Annotated in this window: 8 protein-coding genes; all 8 read right to left on the bottom strand. The window is 37.3% G+C overall.

Features of this window, described 5'->3' with window-relative positions:
• Positions 1-429: 429 nt before the first annotated feature.
• The 8 genes from MHH51_RS08540 to MHH51_RS08505 all read right to left on the bottom strand — a co-directional run bounded on the left by MHH51_RS08540 (position 430) and on the right by MHH51_RS08505 (position 22,774).
• Entirely contained in the window at positions 430-8,076 is a 7,647-nt protein-coding gene (locus MHH51_RS08540) for a Cna B-type domain-containing protein (RefSeq protein ID WP_339285556.1), read from the bottom strand.
• Positions 8,077-8,606: 530 nt separating this feature from the next.
• Positions 8,607-9,605: a response regulator gene (locus tag MHH51_RS08535; RefSeq protein ID WP_186813727.1), complete on the bottom strand. Its 999-nt coding sequence runs from the start codon at positions 9,603-9,605 to the stop codon at positions 8,607-8,609.
• Positions 9,606-9,876: 271 nt separating this feature from the next.
• The gene (locus MHH51_RS08530; RefSeq protein ID WP_147212374.1) at positions 9,877-12,933 is read right to left on the bottom strand and encodes an ATP-binding protein; all 3,057 of its coding nucleotides are present in this window, start codon (positions 12,931-12,933) and stop codon (positions 9,877-9,879) included.
• A 582-nt stretch (positions 12,934-13,515) separates the two neighbouring features.
• On the bottom strand, positions 13,516-16,548 hold the full coding sequence (locus MHH51_RS08525) for an ATP-binding protein (RefSeq protein ID WP_147212373.1): 3,033 nt from the start codon (positions 16,546-16,548) through the stop codon (positions 13,516-13,518).
• 81 nt (positions 16,549-16,629) lie between these two features.
• A complete protein-coding gene (locus tag MHH51_RS08520) occupies positions 16,630-17,634 on the bottom strand; it encodes a response regulator (RefSeq protein ID WP_186813726.1) in 1,005 nt (334 codons plus the stop codon).
• Between the two features lie 445 nt (positions 17,635-18,079).
• Positions 18,080-20,224, bottom strand: coding sequence for an ATP-dependent Clp protease ATP-binding subunit (locus tag MHH51_RS08515; protein WP_147212371.1), 2,145 nt, complete (start codon positions 20,222-20,224; stop codon positions 18,080-18,082).
• Positions 20,225-20,622: 398 nt separating this feature from the next.
• A complete protein-coding gene (gene pdaA / locus MHH51_RS08510) occupies positions 20,623-21,405 on the bottom strand; it encodes a delta-lactam-biosynthetic de-N-acetylase (protein ID WP_147212370.1) in 783 nt (260 codons plus the stop codon).
• 61 nt (positions 21,406-21,466) lie between these two features.
• Entirely contained in the window at positions 21,467-22,774 is a 1,308-nt protein-coding gene (locus MHH51_RS08505; protein ID WP_339285551.1) for an SLC13 family permease, read from the bottom strand.
• Positions 22,775-23,115: the final 341 nt, after the last annotated feature.

Below are 23,115 nucleotides of genomic sequence, written 5' to 3'. Positions count from 1 at the left end.
AGATATCTGGATTCCCGGACACTAATCATGTTATATACTCATTTCATTTTGATCAGCTTTACATATGATAAAGAATTAAATATGCGTGACAGTGTAAAGTTATCTAAATCAGTCCTTCCCCTCCTGATTATTCATAGTTATATGTCATAATTCAGTTAATTTTTCTGAATTATATATCTAATGTGGATAATAAACTATATTCACACATTTGTATATTGAGGAATGTTAATAGTTTATGTATTTTTTGATTAAAATTGATTTCTTGCGAATAATTATATCCGATTTCATATTATGTGTAATCAACCCTAAAAACAAAAGGTGGAGCTGGGGAGTGGAGATGTTTTAGAAGATACCTGCCAATAAATTTGAAAAAGGAGCTATTACTGAAAATTAGTAATAACTCCTTTTTCTTACTTAAATCTGCTTTACCTAGTCAGATGAACGGTTACGGAAGCGGTTGACAATAACTAAGATTGCACCGGCTGCCAGTAAACCTAAGCTGATAAGCAATAAGTTGAACATAGATGTTGCTGTACCCGGCAATGTTTCACCATCACCTTTATCTGTTTCTTTAGAATCACCTGAATCCGTTTTACCTGAAACTTCAGCTGATCCTTTACCTGGATCTTCTCCTGGATCTTCTCCTGGCTCTTCTCCTGGCTCTTCTCCTGGCTCTTTACCTGGATCTTTACCTGGCTCCTCTGGTTCTTTACCAGGTTCCTCTGGCTCTTTACCTGGCTCCTCTGGCTCTTTACCCGGCTCTTCTGGTTCTGCTTTTACAAAACCAAAGTCTAATGTCGGGTCATGTTCTCCGTCTTCTGTTAAATGACGGGATACCGCAAACCATAAAGAGGAATCAATGGAATTATCATCGCCTACCTCTTCCAGAGTTGGTACATACCCTTTCAAGGCTTCTTTGGATGCTTCCCGATCAATTCGTACAATGTACGTTTTATCGATTGGCAGATTTTCAAAGATATAATATCCATTTTCATCTGTTGTTACTGGTCCTACTGGATTTCCGTAAACATCTGTTACTGGATTTCCATCTTCATCTTCAATCGTTAAGACGACTCCTTTAATCGGGATGTCTGTTTCGTCTTGTAAACCGTCTTTGTTTTTGTCAAACCATACATAGTCACCAACACTTACTTTTGCCGGATTATAATTGTTTTTTACTGTGAAATTATATCCATTCTCTTCACCAGCAGTTACATTACTTTCATAGTTTGGAACGTCTTCTTCCTCAACAGTATATTCAATTAAGTCTCCGTCTGCGTATACGTCCAAGCCAGTGAATTCAGCCTGCCAGTTATTATCTTCACTCAGAGTAATTTCCTGACCTGTTTCTTCTCCATTTTTCAATAGTTTCACTGTAATGGAATCTGGACGATTTCCAGCTTTATTATTTTCGTCATTCCAGCTTTTTATAACATTGATACTTGTTTGTTCTGGTGTATAGCTGTTGGTAATATCCATACCATTAATTTCAGCAGAGTAATCTTCTACATTATCTTCTTGAACAGTATAATTAATTTCTTCTCCGTTCTCGAATTTTGGCAGGTTAGTAAAGGTGTAGCTCCAGTCAGATTCCTCAGAAACTTTCACAGCATTTACTTCGCTACCATTTGCTGATAAACGAACAGTAATGGATTCTGGACGTTTGCCATCTTGATTATCGGCATCATCCCATGTTTTTGTTCCTTCTAAGTCAATTAGCACCGGCTCGTAGCTGTTGGTAATTACATAACCATCTGCAGGATTCCCTGCTGTTTGGGTTGCATACCCTTCTACCGCGACTTCTTCTATACTGTATTGAATTTCTTCTCCATCTGTATAGACGTCTAGTTCAGTAAAGTCTCCTTGCCAGTTATTTGCTTCATTTAGTATTAATTCCTGACCTGTTTCTTCACTATTTGCAAGTAATTTTACTGTAATCGCGTCCGGGCGTGCACCATCCTGGTTATTTGCATCCTCCCATGCTTTGACTACATTAATACTTGTTTGTTCCGGTGTATAGCTGTTGATAATGTTCAGACCATCAATTTCGGCTGAATAATCCTCTACATTATCTTCTTGAATAGTGTAATTAATTTCTTCCCCATTCTCGAATTTTGGTAAGTCTGTAAAGGCATAGCTCCAATCTGTTTCCTCGGAAACTTCCGCAGATTCTGCTTCATCACCATTTGCTAACAGACGAACAGTAATGGATTCTGGGCGTTTGCCATCTTGATTATCGGCATCTTCCCATGTTTTTGTTCCTTCTAAATCAATTAATTCTGGTTCATGTATATTGGTAATTACATAACCGTCTGCAGGATTTCCTGCTGTTTGCGTTTCATAAGCATTAACTGCTATTTCTTCAACACTGTATTGAATTTCTTCTCCATCTGCATAGACGTCTAATTCAATAAAGTCTCCCTGCCAGTTACTCGCTTCGTTTAGAGTTAATTCCTGACCTGTTTCTTCACCATCTGCAAGTAATTTCACTGTAATCGAACCTGGACGAGCACCATCCTGATTACTCGCATCTTCCCATGCTTTGACTACATTGATACTTGTTTGTTCTGGTGTATAGCTATTGGTAATGTTCAGGCCATTAATCTCCGCAGAGTAGTCTTCCACGTTGTCTTCTTGAATGGTGTAATTAATTTCTTCTCCATTATCAAATTTCGGTAAACCTGTAAAGATGTAGCTCCAATCAGATTCCTCAGAAGCTTCTACAGCATTTACTTCGCTACCATTTGCTAATAAACGAACAGTAATTGACTCTGGGCGTTTGCCGTCTTGATTATCAGCGTCATCCCATGTTTTCATTCCTTCTAAATCAATTAATTCTGGTTCATGGGTATTGGTAATCACATAACCGTCTGCAGGATTTCCTGCTGTTTCTGTTTCATAATCTTCTACAGCTACTTCTTCTATGCTGTATTGAATTTCTTCTCCATCTTTATAAACATTTAATTCGATGAAGTCTCCTTGCCAGTTATTTGTTTCGTTTAGAGTTAATTCTTGGCCTGTTTCTTCACCATTAGCCAATAGTTTCACAGTAATCGAGTCTGGGCGTGCACCATCTTGATTATTGGCATCTTCCCATGCTTTGACTACATTGATACTTGTTTGCTCTGGTGTGTAGCTGTTGGTAATATCCATTCCATTAATTTCTGCAGAGTAGTCCTCTACATTATCTTCTTGAATGGTGTAATTAATTTCTTCTCCATTATCAAATTTCGGTAAATCTGTAAAGACATAACTCCATTCTGTTTCCTCAGAAACTTCCACAGCTTCTATTTCGTCACCATTTGCTAACAGACGAACAGTGATGGATTCTGGACGTTTACCGTCCTGGTTATCGGCGTCATCCCATGTTTTCGTACCTTCTAAATCAATCATAGCTGGTTCATGCGTATTGGTAATCACATAACCATCTGCAGAATTTCCTGCTGTTTCTGTTTCATATCCATCAACAGCTATTTCTCTAACGGTATAGGTAATTTCTGCACCTGTCTGATCGATGACTGGTAATCCTGTAAATGTGCCTTCCCAGTTATTGTTCTCATTTAACACGATTGATTGCCCTGTTCCTTCATCGTTTTCTAACAATATAACGGTAATCGACGCGGGGCGGACACCATCCTGGTTATCTGCATCTTCCCAAACCTTTGCTACATTAATACTTGTTTCTCCTGATTCAAAAGTATTGGTAATAGTTAGGCCATCTTCCGATATTGTCTTCTCATAATTATCAGGAACTTCCACTTCATCGATTGTATATTTATACTCATTCCCATCGATATCTGTTTTGTCTAGCTCAGACCAAATATATTCTGTTTCGCCATCTTCCAGCGCTACTGCATCACCGTATGGTTCACCATCTCTGTACAGCTGCAATTCAATGGTTGGCTTCGGTCCACCTTCCCATACTTTTGTTCCTGTTATGTCAGTTTTTTCTTTTGTATTTTCAAACGTAATTGACACAATATTCTCTTCGTCGTTACCATATGCTTTATTAACAACAATTTCTATCTCATCTTCAGAAATAACATATCCTGCTGGTGCTTCTTCCTCTACTAGGTAATACGTTCTAAGTGGTAAGTTTCCAATTTGAAGGATACCATCTACCGTAGTAAATGCCTCTTCTTGTGTGTATTGAACTCTTTCCCCATTTAAATCGTACCACAGTGTAAAGGTCGCTTCGTTATTTGCAATAACTTCCTCTTCTTCTGCATCGACTTTTGTAACTTTTAAAGCTCCTCTGTTTGGTGCCCATTCGCCGCCTGCATCAGAGAATTGTCTGGCATTTAATTTACTAGACTCTACAGATTGCTGATCGATAGCAGATCCATCCAATGAAATTCTGTTACCAATATCACCATCTGTTGCCGTTACAACGGTTGTATATTTTAAAACTAAGGTATCTTGTAAATCTTCTGCCATGTTGATAGTTAAAACATTTTCACCATCGTCTGTTGCGCTGACATCAAGTATATAGTCTGTTCCTTCTACCAGAGCATTCTCTAAGTCCTGCGCTCTATAGATTTCAAGACTATCTGATAAATATACGTGACCGGAGCTTAAAGTATCCGTAATCACAGGATTTTTAATGATAGAAAGGCTTTCATTAACCGTAACTTGCCAATCCACTTCATCCCCAGTGAATACACGATCACCGTTTAAACCAATTGCTCCTTTTTCCAAGAAATCATCGTACTGACCATAGTTAAGGGTAGCACTATAAGGATATTCCACATCTCCAACACTAACTATTGCGTTGTTAGTATAGCTTTGCTTTGAGATGTCTGGTACAGATGTCGTAAATTCAATCACATATCTTTCTGTTACCTCATTGTTAAAGGTAATTGTAAATTCGCCGCCATCAACGTCTACTGAATAATTATCCGGGTCTAATACTGGTCCAGTAATTTCAGTTAAACCATTAGAATTTACGTTATAAACCGATACTCGGATACTATCTGCATCAATATTTCCAGCATAAGCTAACGTATCTGTTATCGAAACATCTGATCCTAGGTTTTGTTTTTGATAGTTCGTGTACAACTGCCAGGCGACCTTTCTTTCACTGCCGCTTACCCAACCATTTACTGCTTTGCCTTCGTCATCAAAATGGACTAACTGCCCTTCTTTTTTACCGCTGTTCCAGGAGTCTTCTCTTACCCTAGTATCAGCACTACGAGTTTCATCAATCGGATTCTCATTTACTGTTTCTCCCTTAAAATGAGCATGATTGACATAAAGTCTGGCGCCATCTTGATTTTCTCCGCCTACACGAGATATATGAGGTTCTAGCGTATTACCATCCACTTCTTCTTGCGGGTCATAAGAGGTTTGATAATCAACACTTAGCTGTCCTCCATTTAATGGTAACGCATTGTCTAGAAGAGTAATAGTAAATCCTTTATGATAACCTGTTTCACCATCTTCAGTTCTAGGTGCAAGCGTGTAATCTGTACCTTCTACAAGTTCGTTCCCAGCATGATTTACTTTTACCGAACCCGGCAATAGAATCATCCCTTTATTCGGGAAAGTATCTTCTATTACTAATGAATCAATTGCTTCTCTTCTTGGATTCACATTTAATTGCCAATTCATCGTTTTGGCATTATAATCTATTCCCCGGAAACTCTTACCATAGGTGTTAGCTGCTGGTCTAATCTCAGCGTTACTATTTTCTCCCTCTTCACCAACACCATCACCTGTCATACCTACACTATTATTAAAATTATTTTTAGTGAAATCGGTAATCGCAGTTGTATATTCTACTTTCAGCTTGTGTGTACCTACATCTCCTAAGTTAATAACAACTGCTGTTCCACCATCAGCATTAGGGTCAAGGCTGATGTTAACAGGAGTATAAGAATTGCCTTCTTCGTCAGTGATTACAATATCACTTTCAGAAATCGCTAACCCTTCCGGAATTAAATCTGTCAGCACAGCATTCCCAATCGGGTGTCCTGCTTCATTGACGTGAATCGTCCAGCTGACCGTTTTATTGTCATAATCTACATTGGATACCCCTTCTTTGCGAAGGACCGGATCTCTAACAATGTTAACTGTTGCATCATCACTATTTAATTCATTTTCACCATCTTTTAGGGTTGCTTCATTTAAGAAGCCATTATCTTTTTGATATTTGCTATCATTGATATCTGCCCAATTTATATCTGTTTTAAATTTAATTCGATAGGCATCATCCTGTCCTAATGCCCCTAAGTTTATCGGGAACTCCATAAACGAACCGCCATGAGCAGCTCCTTCTGTCCAAGTTCCTTCACTTTGTGTAATTCTAACCACTTCAATACTATCTGGGTCTACGGTTAAGCCAGGAGGCAGACTATCTTCTACTATAGCCTCATTAATAAGACTTCCATTTTTATTAACATCAATTTGCCACTGAATAACATCGCTGTCTCCATCTTGCCAGCCATCCTTTTCAATCGGATTACTTCTTGTCAATCCTCCAACGGTAGCCTCAGCCGGTAAACTTTTTTCACCGTATTTAAAAGTTGCGTCATTAGTAAATGATTCTTCTGCATAATTTTCAATGGTTGTCGTATATTGGACACGATAGCCATTAAAAGGTGCAATTGTGCCTAAATCAATTGGGAATTCTGATGGATTTAGAGTCGATGTTACGTCTTCTCCTTCGCTTATACCTCCATCAAAGCCAATGTTTAGCTTATGGATAACAAAATCTCTAGCTTCTCCTAATCCACCAGGAATGTTATCCGCTAATGTTGCCTCCGTTATCTCTTCATCATTAGTATTGACCACGTCAATCGTCCATGTGATTTCTCTTGCATCATGGTCCATATCGGGATGTCCTTCTTTTTCAATACCGCTATGTTCTATATTTGGCCGCGCAATAACAGTTATGTTATTTTCGTGACCGTCATTGAATGGAATCTCTTGTTCAATATTTTCTCTGAATTTATCCAAATTGAACTCTAAACCAAGATTGACAAACCCGTTTTGGACGTCTGAAGTCTCAATGCCTTCATCAAATACAAATTTTAACACACCATCCTCAACGTGGTAGGTTCCTACCTTTGTTCCATCAACTATGAGATCTTGAACTGGTGTAGTAACCGTCTTAAAGGCATCAGAAAGACTAATCTCGGCTGTGTCACCAGCTTTCGCACTCATCCCTTGTGTATGCCAGCTAAACCTAAGATCTGCAATAGTACCTTCAGTGATGGAAATAATGTCACCATCTTCAATCGTTTGACCATCAATTTTTAAGCTTTCAAAGGTAAAGATATTCCCTAACTCAGCCTGCGGTCCTACATTAAATGCAGCAGAAGCCGCAGTGTTCTCTTCTTCAGCTTCCTCAGTACCTTCTTCAGTCTCTTCTTCCTTCACTGCTTCCTCGGCGCCTTCTTCAGTCCCTTCTTCCTCTACTGCTTCCTCGGTCCCTTCTTCAGTCTCTTCTTCCTCTACCGCTTCCTCGGTCCCTTCTTCAGTCTCTTCTTCCTCTACCGCTTCCTCGGCACCTTCTTCAGTCACTTCTTCCTCTACTGCTTCCCCAGTTCTTTCTTCTTCAACCGCTTCTTCCTCTACAACTTCCCCGGTTCCTTCTTCCGTTGACCCCTCTTCAACAGATTCTTCAGTAGTTACTTCTTCTTCCTCCACAACTTCCTCTTCCTCTAAAGGCACCTGCAGCTTTAATGTACCTTCAGCTTCCGGATGCTCCAGCGCCGCTTCATTAAACGTGACGCTAATCATATTTTCTGTTGTTTTAAAGGAAGCAATTTCCACAGCTTCTTCATCCGAAGAGATGATGCCGTTCTGCGCTGCTAATTCTACAGGAGAATCGAAATCTACAGGTTGGCTTACATCTTCTAGATCATAATCCGCAAGCGACCAGTCTATATGTAGAAGCCGACTATCTTCTTCCTCGGTAAAAGAGCTCTCGGAAATGCTTTCAAAATCAAAGAACGTATCATTTTTATTTCCTTCTGCGTATGCCGTCTGTATCGGTGCAAAACCTGTTACAAATGACTGCATAACAAGAAGAAAAATCATAAATATACTTACTCTTTTTGCTCTTCTCTTCAATTAGTCCAGTCCCCCTTTTCTTTTTTATTTTTATTAACTGCTGGAATAGTGAAACCCAACACCTCCTAATATCTTTATATCTTTAAAATAATTTCTGTTCTGCAGAAAAAGCGTAAAAGAACGTTATCTAATAGATGAATAGATTCACTATTTATGAAAACGCCCTGGCATTACCCTTATCCAACTGACAGAAACATTTTAAAGTCTCTTCTGACTACATACTCATCCTCTATACAGCAGCTTTTTACTAGTTTCTATGAAGAAAATTACAATTAATATCGAGTTACTGGAAATGAGACTCTGTAGTCATTTTCATAATAACTTACTGAATATGTCCCAGAGAATAGTGTGTATATATACAAATTCTGTACATCCTGGTAATCTAATATATCCCAATATTTGGTTATATTAAGTCAGCAAAAAAATTCATTTTATAAAAGCATTGTTTCTGCTTTATAAAATGAATTTTCATGAATTTCTCGATATATATAATTTAAAATTCCGTTCGCCACCCGACTTGAACATCCTCTTTAAACCCTGGATTTTTCTTTTATAATATCTGTTGCTTTTATATCAAAACCTGTTAAATCCTTCATTTTTGAAATATTATAGGATGCTGGTTCTTCGTGGAGGTGTAAATGCTCTGAAAATTTGTTAATTAATTTAACCCATAAATCTTTCAGCATTTTCCTCTCTGCAGCAGCCCATGAATAATTCAATTCAGCTAAATACTCTCCTCCATACACTTCCAGCACTGCAAAGTATTGTTCAACATCTACTTTATTTTCTTTTAATAAATATTGGGCATCGAGCTTAAATTCATGAGATTGAATCTGTATGCCATCCCCCATATCTATTTGATAAAATTCTTTCTGGCTGACGATTTTAATAGGAGCATCTATTTGCCGGATAACCTTCCTGATCTGATATATGGCAGTATAAAGCTGGGCATTTGCTTTTTCCCAAGGTAGATTGCTCCACAACAAATCAATTAATTCACTTTTCCGGATCGTATTTTGATGATTATGGATAAAATAAGCAAATAATTCTTTCGCTTTAGACGTTCGCCACTTTACTTCTATCCATTTATTCCCATGATAAATTTGCAGCACTCCTAAATCCTTAATAACAAACGATGATTTACAGGTCGCAATTTCCTGTTCTACCGCTTTTCTTTCCTTTATCCGTTGTATGGTTACTGCTAAACGTTCCTGCTTTACGGGTTTCAATATATAGTCTACTGCATTTAATTCAAAAGCTTTGACCGCATACTTGTCATAAGCCGTAACAAAAACAATATGTAAGGAAGGTTTAATGTCTAACAATTGTTCAGCTAAATCAGTTCCTTTTATAACGGGCATATGTATATCGATAAATACAGCATCTAGATCGGTTACCTGTACATGTTGGATTAAGTCGCCAGCGTCTATATATTTTCCTGTCACCTGTACTCCTTCTATTTTATTCAACAGTAAATACAAATATTGTAATGCCAAATGTTCATCGTCAATGATAGCAATATGCAGCATAGAATCCCCTTCCTGATTATTTTCACGATATATCACGTATAATTCAAGCATACATGACAATAAATATTAGCTATCTTCCTTTTTCTAAACAAATTCTATACAATTTTCTGGTTTACTAATTATCCCGCCTCCACTTACCTTCATTTCTTCCAATACTTGAAAATACTATATTATGGCCCAATAAAAATAAAACTCCACTTGATGGGTATACTATCTTTTTCCCATCAAATGAAGTTACATCTTTTGTCTTGTCATGCACTGGATAAATATTTTAATTATCTGCTAAATCCACTTCAAAAGAAACCTTTGTACCCCAGCCATGTGAACTGTTAATCGTTAAGCCTTTTCCATAATGCTGATGCAGTCTTTTTTCAACATTTAAAATACCGACGCCTGATTTACTGTCAGATTTCCCCTGTAAAATGCCCGGAATATCTGTTGTTTCTATTCCGACTCCATCATCTTCTACTGTAATTAATGCTTTGGAACGGGTATAATCTTTTTTTATTCTGATTACTACTGAGCCTTTCCCATCTCCCTTTCGGATACCATGATGTACAGCATTTTCCACCAATGGCTGAATCGATAAAAATGGAATATTTATCTCTTGATAATCCTCCAGCTCCCATTTCACCTGAAGGGCTTCTCCAAAACGGACCTGCTCAATATACAGATAGGATTGGACGATATTTAATTCCTCTTCTAAAGGTACTAAAGCATTCATTTGCTGGAACTGAAATTTGCTTCGCAACAGGTTTCCAAGCTCATCCAGGAGCTGTCTCATTTCCTCCAGATTCCATTCGCTTAATGCTTTGATAGCATTCAAAGTATTAAACACGAAATGTGGCTGTATCTGCGCTTGAAGCCACAGCGTTTCTAATTGTAATTGCTGCTCTGCAACCTTCTTAAGAGTGATTAGTGAATCCAGCCGGGTTTTTAACTCTGCCGGTTCTACAGGCTTGGTTATATAATCATTCGCACCGGCAGCAAAAGCTGCTTGTATATCTGAATTACCGCCAGTAAGCAGCAATACAGGAAGCTCTGTCAGAGAATACCGTTTACGAATCATTCTGGTGAGTTTATATCCGGAGATTTCCGGCATCATAATATCGGAAATAACAATATCCCACCCTCCTTTTTCCACCTTCTCCAAAGCTTGGACGGCACTGGTAACAAGAACCAGATTATATGCATCCTCGGGCAGTACAGCTTGTAACGCTAACAAACTGGCCGGATCATCATCTACTGCTAGAACAGATGGTTTTTGTTCGTTTTTCCAAGACGGGATTTTCAATTGCTCCGAATCCTCGATCCTCCTGATTGTTTGTGTATTCTCTTCAGGCAGATGAACAGCTTCCCGGGATGATGCTAATTCTAACGTAAAGGTAAAGGTTGTTTTCTCTCCTTTTTTGGAAGAAACCTGAATAGTCCCGCCATGAAGTTCTACCAGTTGTTTCGTAATACTTAGTCCCAGCCCAAAACCGCCGTCCCGTGTTATCCCTTCCGGAGCATCTCCTTGCTCATAAGGAAGAAATAATCGCTTCTGCATCTCCGGACTGATACCCGCGCCCGTATCAGTAACATGAATTTCTGCAACATTTCCATTTACAGCTGCCGATATAGTAATGGTTCCATGATCTGTATACTTTATAGCATTTTTGACTAAATTAAATAAAATTTGCGTCACTCGATTTTCATCCGCGAACACTGCCGGAAATGTTTTAGAAATTTGATTGATGATTTGAACCTTCTTCATGTCAAATGAAAATTGTAATAAATCCATCACTCCTGTGACAATCGGTTCCAAAATAATAACCTGTTTGTTTAGTCTGGGCTTGCCCTGCTGCAGCTGTCTCTCTTCTAATAAGTCCGTTAACAGTAGATTCATCCGCTTTCCTACATTCAATACCGTATTTAAATCATTGATACTTTGCTCTGTTATAGCAGATTCCTCTCTATCGCGTACACCCTTCGAAAGTAATAACATACTGTTTAAAGGATTGCGGAATTCATGAGAGGTATTTGCTAAAAATTGATCTTTCTCCCGGTTTATCCGCTGTAACGTTTCGGCCAGTTCTTTCGTTTCCCTGTAGGTACGAAAATATCCTTTAAGCCAAACCATCATAAAGCACACCACTGCAAAAATGAGATCAAAAGGATAATGCGGCATATATACTCCGCTTCCTCTCCATATTAAAGCCCATACAACATGGTGAATAGCTGCTGCAACGGATAATACTAAAAAGAAATCTGTATTCAATGACTGTTTGTACGACCGTATTATTGCAAAAACACCAATACCGACCAGGGAACAACAAGCGAACAGATAAAGTGGCAGCTGCATAATCAGCTGTGGCAGAGATAGAGGAAAAAATATCGTAACGCCGGCTAATCCAAATACTCCCCATTGAAAATAAGGAAATATTTTATTCCAATAAGGAAGCTTTTGATGATTGGTACATTGCAGAAAAACATAGCACTCGATTAATATCAATGCTACAAATAACTGGTTCCACCAATCACTCTGTGCATAGAAAAAAGAATGTAATAATTTATCTTTTCCGCTAAGAAGAAATAGAATAGCATATATAAAAGTTAGTAAAGAAAAAAAGAATAGCTGTTTATTTCTGTTTCCAATTAAATACAAGATGAAAGCATACCCTGAATGAATCAACAGGACAACAACCATGGCAATCTGCATGTAAATCGAAAATTGCAATTCATTGGTAAGCTCTTGTTCTGTTCCAAATTGAATCGAGCGAATAATGCCACCATTTAAATTTCTGATATCTTTAAAATTGGCCGCTTGAATAATGATATCAATGACGCCATTTTCATCTGCTTTAAACGCGACTTTTTGTGGAGAGTTTTCAGCGGTAAATGCTTCTTCTTCCGTGGCAATTTCTCCCGATGATGAGAGTTTATTTCCATTGACATAGACTTCAGAGGCACTGCGGATACTCGGTATATATAATTCATAATGACTATCTTGACCTGGATTCACATGAACTTGCAATCGGTATGTTCCGTAACCGATAGGTGAATTCAATATATTATTCCAGCCTTCGGGCACATGAATGGTTTCTGTATCTGCTAGTACTGCTCCCTTCTCCTCCATTATAAATATGGATGGATAGAAATCCCATTCCCCGTCCAATACCAAGGTTTCGTCCCCATCCGCTTTCCACTCCCTTAAATCAAGCTTTCCATTTTGAATATCCAACGGGGTACTATTTTGAAAACCTTCCATCCAAATCAATCGAAAAGCTGATAAACAGACGAAAACAAGCAGTAAAATCAGCACCAGCTTCATATAGTTATTTCTCATTGATATCATCTCTTCTAACGTCAAATTTTAAATATATCCTTCAAATTTCTTTGACGGCAAATGAACTGGATAGAGTTCTCCTGCTTAAGCATAAGACTCTTTATTCTATAGGCTGATGCTGATGATTGTATACTTGGTTTTATGATAAATTGTTCTTTATCCAGTTCACGGATATCAATAAACGTTCTGTTATTTACAAGATTTCAAATATAATTTTTCTATATTTAGTTTAAACGCATTCACCATGTATTCATCATATGCGGTAACAAAACTTATAAAGGTTATATACAACAATTGTTCACAAAATTTATGCTCTTTTCACTTGGCAAATGTATATTTACAAATACAGCATCCGCATTTCTATTTGAGCATGATTAATCAACCCATTGCCGGTCATATGCTCTCCGGGATATATTTATTTTTTTAATAAACTATACAAATCTTAACAGTTCCAAGCAGCTATATTCCCAAATAAATATGTACAAATTCTATACAACTCAAAATCATACAATGATTATATAAAAATAAAACTCCATTCTAATCGGGGCTTAATCACCTCTGCAGAATGAAGTCTTGTTTTGTTTATATATCAATTTCAAAAGATACGCTCGTTCCCTTATTCAGAGAACTGTCAATCATTAATCCTTTTCCATAATGCTGATGCAGTCTTTTTTCAACATTTAAAATGCCGACTCCTGACTCACTGCCTGAATTCCCCTGCAAAATGTTCGCAATATCTGCTGTTTCTATCCCCGCTCCATCATCTTCTACCGTAATGAATGCTTTCGAACAGGCAGTATCTTTTTTAAATCTGATTACTACTGTGCCTTTTCCTTGTCTATTTCGAATACCATGCTGTACAGCATTTTCTACCAATGGCTGAATCGATAAAAATGGAACACTTATCCCTTGATAACCGTCCAGCTCCCATTTCACCTGAAGAGCTTCTCCAAATCGAACTTGTTCAATATATAGATAGGAGCGGACAATATTTAATTCCTCATCTAAAGGTATCAGATCTTTCATCTGCTGGAACCGGAATTTACTTCTCAAGAAATTACTAAGCTCATTGAGCAGCTTTCTCATTTCTTCTACATCCCATTCACTTAGTGCCAAAATAGAATTCAGAGTATTAAACAAGAAATGCGGCTGTATCTGTGCCTGCAGCCATGCTGTTTCAAACTGTAACTGCTGCTCTGCAACACGCTTCATTGTTATTAACGAATCCATTCTTGCTTTCAGCTCTACCGGCTCAACGGGCTTGGTAATATAATCATTTGCTCCTGCTACAAATGCTGCTTGTATATCTGCATTCCCGCCCGTAAGTAAAAGGACAGGAAGCTCTGTCAGCGAATAGCGTTCACGAATCATACCAGTGAGCTTATAGCCTGATATTTCCGGCATCATTATGTCTGAAACAACAATGTCCCATTCCCGTTTTTTCATTTCTTCCAGTGCTTGTTTCGCATTGGAAACAGGTACAGTATCATACATATCCTCTGATAAAATTGAATTTAATGCTAATAAACTGGCCGGATTATCATCAACCAGTAATACTGCTGAGGCCCGGCCGTCATTTAATTGCGGTAATCCGGATTCCACCTTATCTTCGCTCTTTGCAGCAGTACGCACAGTCTGCACCGGCAGCTGTACAGCTTCTTGCGAAGAAGCTAATTCCAAAGTAAATGTAAAGGTTGTCTTCTCTGCGTCTTCTGATGAAACCCAAATCTGCCCTCCATGAAGCTCAACCAGCTGCTTAGTAATACTCAATCCCAGACCAAATCCGCCTTCTTGCATTCCACTTGTTGCGTTGTCCTGCTCATAAGGAAGAAATAACCGCTTTTGCATTTCTCCACTAATTCCGATACCTGTATCTGTCACATGAACTTCCGCATATTTTTCTTTCTTCTCAGCTGATATAGTTACTCCACCTTTACTAGTATATTTAACGGCATTACCAACTAAATTAAATAAAATCTGCGTAACACGATTTTCATCGGCATAAACTGCCGGGAATTCCTTTGGAATCTTATTAATCATCTCCAGCTGTTTCATATCTGATGAAAGCTGTAATAGGTCAAGAACTCCTGTTGCAATTGGTTCAAGGGAAATTACCTGTTTATTTAAACGCGGTTTCGTACGATTTAAATTTCTTGCCTCGAGCAGATCGGTTAATAACAGATTCATTCTCTTTCCGACATTCAAGACCGTATTGAGCTCACTTACACTCCGCTCTGACAACACTGTTTCTTCTCTGTCCATGACAGCCTTGGAAAGTAATAAGATACTATTCAAAGGATTACGGAACTCATGCGATGTATTAGCAAGAAATTGATCCTTTTCCTTATTCATCCTTTGTAAACTATCAGCCAATTCTTTGGTCTCCTCATGCATTTGAAAATAACCTTTGAACCAGACAGTAATATAGCACACCACCGCAACAATCAGATCAAATGGATAAAATGTTAAATATATACTCTGTTCCCTCCATCCTATATCCCATATATAATGATGCACGACCGCAAAAAAACTGAGTACAAGGAACAGATTCGTCGCCGGGTTTTGTCTATACATCCGTGCAATCGAGCAAAATGTAACGACAATCACTATAAAAGCAAATAGATAATAAACAGGAAATAAGAACAGAATCTGCGGTATTGATAAGAATAAAGTTATTCCCATCACCCCAAATATACTCCATTTATAAAAAGGAAATACCCTTCTCCAATATGGCAGCTCCAGATGATTCGTACATTGCAGCAAAGCATAACAGCCCACCAAGAGCAAGGTGTTTGCCAGACGAAAATCAAAATCATAGGATATATTTAAAAACTGATGAATTAACTTATCTCCATTACTTAAAAGAGAAGTTACGATTATCGATAACATTAAAATGGAAAAATAGAATAGGTACTTATCCCGGTTTCCTATCAGATATAAAATAAATGTATACACTGCATGAATTAAAAAGATAACAATGATACTGATTTGAAAATAGCTGGATATCTGTGTTCCTCTTGAGATTGCCTGCTCCGTACCAAATTTCACAGAACGGATGATACCGCTGCTTCTTATATCTTTATAGTTGGCAGCTTGTATAACAATATCAATATTTCCTTCTTCATTTGCTGTAAAAACCACGTTTTGCGGTAAATTTTTAGCTGTATATTGCTCTTCATCTGAAGCTATCTCACCAGAGGAAGACAGCTTTCGTCCATTAACATAGACTTCTGATGAACTGCGAATACTTGGTATGTATAAACCATAATTCTGATCTATATCAGGGTTAACCTTGATTTGTAACCGATAGGTACCATAGCCAAAAGAAGAATTTAAGATATCATTCCAGCCTTCAGGCACATCTAAAATTTCCGATTCACTGCCTGCCCTGCTTACTTCTTCCATAATAAACTGAGAAGGATAGAACTTCCACTCCCCGTCCAAAACAAGTGTTTCTTTGTCCCCCAGATCCCATGATTGTATATCCAGAACACCATTTTGAATATCAGGTTGAATCTCATTTTGAAAAAACCCCATCCAAATCATGCGGAAAGTAGATAAACAAATAATAAAAAGGAGCAGAATAACTCCCAGTCGAATATAATTTTTTCTCATTCCTATCAACTCTTCCCCATACAATTTTCAACCTCTATGTCACAGCCGACATAGAGGTGTCCTTGGAGATAAAATCTTTTGCTAATGTTGTAATTTTTTATTCAATAACATTACAGCCTCCTCATCAGAGCTGACAAGCGCACTTAATTTGGAAGCATTATATGATGAAGGATTCTCGTAATAAATGATATGTTTAACCAGATTTTCTATTAATCCCAGCCATATTTTTCTCAGACTGTGTCTTTCTTTAAGAACCCATGCTGCTTCAATTTCCTCCAAATAATTCCCCTGGTATGCTTCTAACAGTTTAAAATATGCAGCTGCAGATACATTGTTATTTCTCAATACATCCAATGCTGCACGCTTCCACTTAACTGATTGAATTTCTACACCTTCTATAGTTATATGATAGAATTCGTCCTGACTGGATATTTTAATCGGCATTCCAATTTGCTGTGTTACCTTTCTAATTTGGTAAACAGTGGAGTACAACTGTGAATGAGCCTTCTCCCAAGGAAGATTACTCCACATTAAATCTGTTAATTCACCTTTTCGAATTGTATTTTCATGATTCTGTACAAAATAAGCAAACAGCTCCTTCGCTTTGGATGTCCTCCATTTCACTTCGATTGGATTATTTTCCTTATAAAAGCGAAGAGCTCCTAAATTCTTAATTCTATAATTTGCTTTATCTGAATCTGATTCCAATGCTGTATTTAATTTTATATAATTACTTTCTTTTATCCTCTGTATCGTTATCTCTAACCGTACTTTTTGAACCGGCTTTAAAATATAATCCAATGCATTTAATTCAAAAGCTTTGACTGCATATTCATTATAGGCAGTTACAAAAACAATCTGTAAGGAAGGCTGTATGTTTAATAGTTTTTCCGCTAAATCAATCCCTTTTATCTCAGGCATATGTATATCCATAAATACAGCATCTATGCTTTCCCTTTGAACATGATCTATTAGATCCCCAGGGCTGTTATATTTGCCTGTAACCTGTACTCCTTCTATTTTATTAAAAAGAAAATCCAAGTATTCTAAAGCTAAATGCTCATCATCGATGATACAAATATTCAATTTATAGCCTCCTAAAAATAGGTTTGTAATTTCATTGAGAAACAAAGTATATAAACATATCATACATGATAATAATGAGAGCTTTAATCGACAATTTTCTATACAAATTCTATACAGAATGAAGCATCGGTTTTCAAAACTCCTTATCATAATTCCTGTACAAAAATTACATCTAATTTTTTTATACCATATATCGACTCAGAAAACCTTCGTTTTTAAAATTATTGTTATTGTTAATTTACGGAAGATACTCTAAAAATCCGTAGCCGCCACTTTATACAGAACAAGAACACTTGGGGGAGCTAAGTCGCAGTTCCTTTAAAACCATAGTTTTATTATAACTTTCCTGTTAACAAAAAAAGACCAGCTAACCCACTAATTGGGTCAGCTGATCCTTGTATATCCCTTTATTTAATATGCCTTACGCAATTATTCTAACTTTTTATTAAGATGCATTTGAAACAACAATTTCTTCTTCATTTACATCCACATGAACTGCTTTTACATCTTCCCCTTCGAGAATTAAATCAGTTAATTGATCTTCTACTTTATCCTGGATAACACGGCGTAATGGACGTGCACCAAAGCGTGGATCGTATCCTAATTTAACAAGACGCTGCTTAGCTTCGTCAGAGATAGTGATGCTGATTTGGTTTTCCTTCATAGTTGCTTCTAAATCATGCAGCATAAGGTCAACAATTTGTAATAGATCTTCTTCTTTTAATTCATTAAAGTTTACAATAGCATCGAAACGGTTCAGAAACTCTGGTTTGAAATAGTTACTTAGATTTTCTAATGTGGAAACTGATTCATGTGTTTTGCTGTTAAAGCCGACATTCACTTGTTTTTCACCAGTTCCGGCATTACTTGTCATAATAATGACTGTATCCTTAAAGCTTACTCTTCTGCCATGAGAATCTGTTAAATGACCGTCCTCCATAATTTGTAAGAACATATTCTGCACATCTGGATGTGCTTTTTCAATTTCATCCAGTAATAGAATAGAGTATGGGCTTCTGCGGATGCGTTCAGTCAGCTGTCCAGCTTCCTCATGTCCTACATATCCTGGTGGTGAACCGATAATTTTAGACACCGTGTGTTTTTCCATATACTCACTCATATCCAGACGGACCAAGGCATCTCTTGTGCCGAACAATTCTTCTGCCAGTACCTTTGTTAATTCTGTTTTTCCGACACCAGTAGGGCCGACAAATAAGAATGAACCGATTGGACGTTCTTTTGCTTTTAATCCGGCACGGCTTCGGCGAATTGATTTAGCAACTTTTGCTACAGCTTCTTCCTGTCCGATTACTTTGGCACGAAGATCATCAGCCAGATTTTTCATTTTTTCTTTTTCATCTTTTTGCATTTTAGTTACTGGTATACCCGTTTTTTCTTCTACAATCAATTGAATATCAGAAATATCCACATCCATTGTTTTTTCTCCGTCTTCTACTTTATCCAATTGCTTTTGTAATTGAATTTCCTGATAACGGAGATTTGCAGCGCGCTCATAGTCCTCTTTTTCTGCTGCTTCCTGCTTTTGTTTCACAACTTCATCTAAGCGTTGCTGTAATGAATCAGAATCTTTTTGTGCGTTTGCCAGATTCAATCTGGAACCAACCTCATCCATCAAGTCAATTGCTTTATCTGGTAAGAAGCGGTCCTGAATATAGCGGTTGGATAAACCGACAAATGCTTCGACTACTTCATCAGAATAACGTACTTCATGGAATTTTTCATAACGGTCTTTAATTCCCTTCAAGATTTTTACTGCATCTTCTAATGATGGTTCCTTCACGATAATAGGTTGTAAGCGTCGTTCTAACGCTGCGTCTTTTTCAATTTGACGATATTCTTTTAATGTTGTTGCACCAATTACCTGCAAATCACCACGTGCAAGAGCCGGTTTCAAGATGTTGCCCGCATCCATTTGTGAGCTTTCTGCTGTCCCCGCGCCGACAAGAAGGTGAATTTCATCAATAAATACAATTACATCATTACGCTCCTGTAATTCAGCAATCAGTTTATTCATCCGCTCTTCAAATTGACCTCGGATACCAGTGTTTGCAACTAAAGAAGCTACATCCAGCAGATAAATTTCTTTGTTCATTAATTTAGCAGGTACATTACCTTCGACAATATTTACTGCCAGTCCTTCTGCAATTGCGGTTTTACCAACACCTGGTTCACCGATTAATACGGGGTTGTTTTTATTTCTTCTATTCAATGTTTCAATAACTCGTTTAATTTCTTTATCTCTACCAATGACAGGATCAATCTTCCCTGCTCGCGCTTGATCAGTAATATTTTTTGCTAACTGATCAATTAAGCCATTTCCATTGTTTGATTTTTGTTTCGTTCTAGTGCGTGCACTTGCACCACTTTGTTGATTACCTTGGAAAAAGTTGTTGGCAAATGATTGATCCATATTGCCAAATGGAGAATTAGAGAAAAAGTCACTGTTCATCATATTTCCTTGTATTTCTTGTAAACACTCATGGCAAAGATGCACTTCCATACGTTGTCCATTCATTTGCATTTGTGCATTAATCGTTGCCTCATTTTGTCCACAGTTTTGACATTTCATTTCTCATTCCTCCTTTAAATTAGTCAGATAGCTTATTTATTCGTTATTTTGACTTTGACTATCTTTGACTATAATTACATTATACTCTGACCTTCTTTGACTTTCAAGTGTTTTAGTCAAATTTTTTTATTTTTTTTTGACCTTTTGTATTTATGATAGATTGAATATAGGCCAACGCCTTATTACATAAGAGATTTAGCAAGTTATCTGTTTATCAGATTTCTGATCAAAGAGGTTCAAAAATACAAATTTCTTATGAAAAGAATGACTTTCTTTTTTCATAAGGAGAATTTGTTTTTGCAGTATATCAAAAAAACTGTCCTTTTAGAAGCGTAACGTTTTATCAGAATATACTCTTCTGAATAACTACGTTTTCTTCTATAAAAGGACAGTTTACTTTAATAAGGAAACTGCTTTGGCAATTGATTACGCATCCATAAATCATCTAAGTTTTTAAATTGATACCCTTCTTCTTTTAAATCCTGAATTACTTTTTCCAGGGCAGCTGCATTATCACTGGAGACAGCATGCAGTAAAATAATTGCTCCGGGATGAATCTGTTTCATAATCTCGTCATAGGCATAATCTGCACCTTTTTGTGCGTTTGTTTCCCAATCCTTAAAAGCCAGTGACCAAAACACATGAACAAGTCCGATTTCTGTTGACCATTTCAATGTATCTGAACTGAATGTCCCCCGTGGAGGTCTGACAAATATTAATTCATCTTGATCACTTATCTCGGCAACTGCCTGTTCTAAATCTGTCAGTTCTTTTTCAATGGCTTCCTTATTCATAATTGTAAAGTCTGGATGATGGTAGGAGTGATTTCCAATAATATGCCCTTCCTCCACCATCCTTTTGACTAAATCAGGCTCACTTTCTACATAATGTCCTGTTACAAAAAAAGTTGCTGGAACTTCTTCTTTTTTTAATACATCTAATATGTCAGAGGTAAAGCCCTGCTCGTAGCCATTGTCAAAGGTGAGATAAAGGTTTTTCTCCCCGCTGTCATCCAGATAGAACGCATTATATTTATCCAATACTTCCTGATATGACCCTATCTCCGGAGGCGTATGATTATTATTTTTCTGGTAGCCCCATCCATACGCAAAAGCTGTGTTCCATGTGAAAGCACAAAAGAAAAAGGCAAGTGATAACAGGAAAGCGATTAGTTGTTTCATTCAAATCCCACCCAGTTTTTCTCTTACCTTTTCCTTTTGCTTCTACTTTTATACGCTTTTTTTATAATACCATTGCAGCAATCCAGCCGAAAATAAATAAAGGAATATTATAGTGTATAAATGTCGGTACACAGGTACCCCAGATATGATCATGCTTTCCATCTGCATTAAGCCCCGAGGTTGGCCCCAGCGTACTGTCTGAAGCTGGAGAGCCTGCGTCGCCTAATGCTCCGGCTGTTCCAATTAAAGATGCTGTTGCAAGCGGTGAGAAACCGGCTGCAAGGCAAATTGGAACAAATAATGCTGCAATAATTGGAATGGTTCCAAAGGAAGTTCCGATACCAATCGTAATAATCAATCCAAGTAATAATAATACAAACGCAGTCAGCGGTTTATTATCTCCCAGCATAGAAATCGATACTTCCACTAATTCTCCTATTACTCCGGTTTTCTGCAGAACATTTGCAAATCCTGCAGCTACCAGGATAATAAAAGATATGGTAGCCATCATGGAGATACCCTCTGTCATCACCCGGTCCAAGACTTTAAATGGTAATGCTACCAGAACGAACATAGCTATAATTCCAGTTAATGCTCCCAAAATCAAATCTTGCGTAATAATTTGAACAATAAGAGCTAATATAATTGCAATAATCGTCATTAAATGCTGTTTATTGAATGTTACTTCTTCTACTAAATCCTCTGGTTTAATTTTATTTTCTTTTACTGTATCTTTAGGATCTTTATCTTTTCTATAAGTAAATAAGATTCCAATTAACAACCCAACAATCATCCCGGCACCAGGTATCAGCATAGATAATGTTACTTCATGCAAAGTAATTTCTGCACCGTTTGAATTTACCCCTTTTAAAATTAAGTCTTGGAAAACCAGACCGAATCCTACTGGAATCATAATATAGGGTGCTTTCAAACCAAATGTCAGCGCTACTGCTACTGCCCGGCGATCCATCCGCATTTGATCAAATAATTTTAATAAGGGAGGAATTAAAATAGGAATAAAAGCGATATGCACCGGCACTAAATTTTGTGATAAACACGCAACACCAGCTAACGCAAATAGCATTATTGTTTTCTTCCCTGTCAATATACGAATAATAAAATTGACTAATATTTTTGTAATACCTGTGTAGCTGATGGCAACTGCAAAAGCACCTAATAAAATATAACTGAGTGCTGTATTTGCAGAGTCCCCCATCCCAGCCACCATTAATTTAACAGAATCCGTAAATCCTAAACCGCTCATTAATCCGGCAGCAATCGTTGAAATTAAAATAGATAAAATAACATTTACCTTTAATAAACATAAAACAGTCATTAATAGGACTGCTAAAAGAACAACCCATTCCATTTTTCTTCCTCCAATAAATAACCATCAATTTCTTTAACACTTTATCATGATAAAGCAACAAAGATAAAATTGCAAGGAATTTTTATACTCATTTGAAATACTCCCACACTCCCCTCATGCATAGAGGCAGAAAGTTTTTTCCAGAAATTGATAAAAAGGACTGCCTTCAGACAATCCTTTGTTATTAGAATAAGATATCTTAGAGTTTTATAAATGGATTAGATGGAGTGGGTAATCGCAGTCCTACTCCCAATCTCAGTTCCATCTGTTCCTTTTATTTAGAAATAACTGATGTCAGCCCAAACGAAAATCGAGAAGATTTAAGACAGACCATCACAATT

The sequence above is a fragment of the Oceanobacillus sp. FSL K6-3682 genome (assembly GCF_037976165.1).
In the GTDB taxonomy this organism is placed as follows: domain Bacteria; phylum Bacillota; class Bacilli; order Bacillales; family Amphibacillaceae; genus Oceanobacillus; species Oceanobacillus sojae.
The sequence above is the reverse complement of the archived record's forward strand: the minus strand, read 5'-3'. Positions and strand labels throughout refer to the sequence as shown.

Coding starts and splice junctions, on each gene's coding strand:
- MHH51_RS08530 (WP_147212374.1), bottom strand. CDS start 12,933: ATGAGAAATAACTATATGAAGCTGGTGCTGATTTTACTGCTTGTTTTC.
- MHH51_RS08515 (WP_147212371.1), bottom strand. CDS start 20,224: ATGAAATGTCAAAACTGTGGACAAAATGAGGCAACGATTAATGCACAA.
- MHH51_RS08535 (WP_186813727.1), bottom strand. CDS start 9,605: ATGCTGCATATTGCTATCATTGACGATGAACATTTGGCATTACAATAT.
- MHH51_RS08505 (WP_339285551.1), bottom strand. CDS start 22,774: ATGGAATGGGTTGTTCTTTTAGCAGTCCTATTAATGACTGTTTTATGT.
- pdaA (WP_147212370.1), bottom strand. CDS start 21,405: ATGAAACAACTAATCGCTTTCCTGTTATCACTTGCCTTTTTCTTTTGT.
- MHH51_RS08525 (WP_147212373.1), bottom strand. CDS start 16,548: ATGAGAAAAAATTATATTCGACTGGGAGTTATTCTGCTCCTTTTTATT.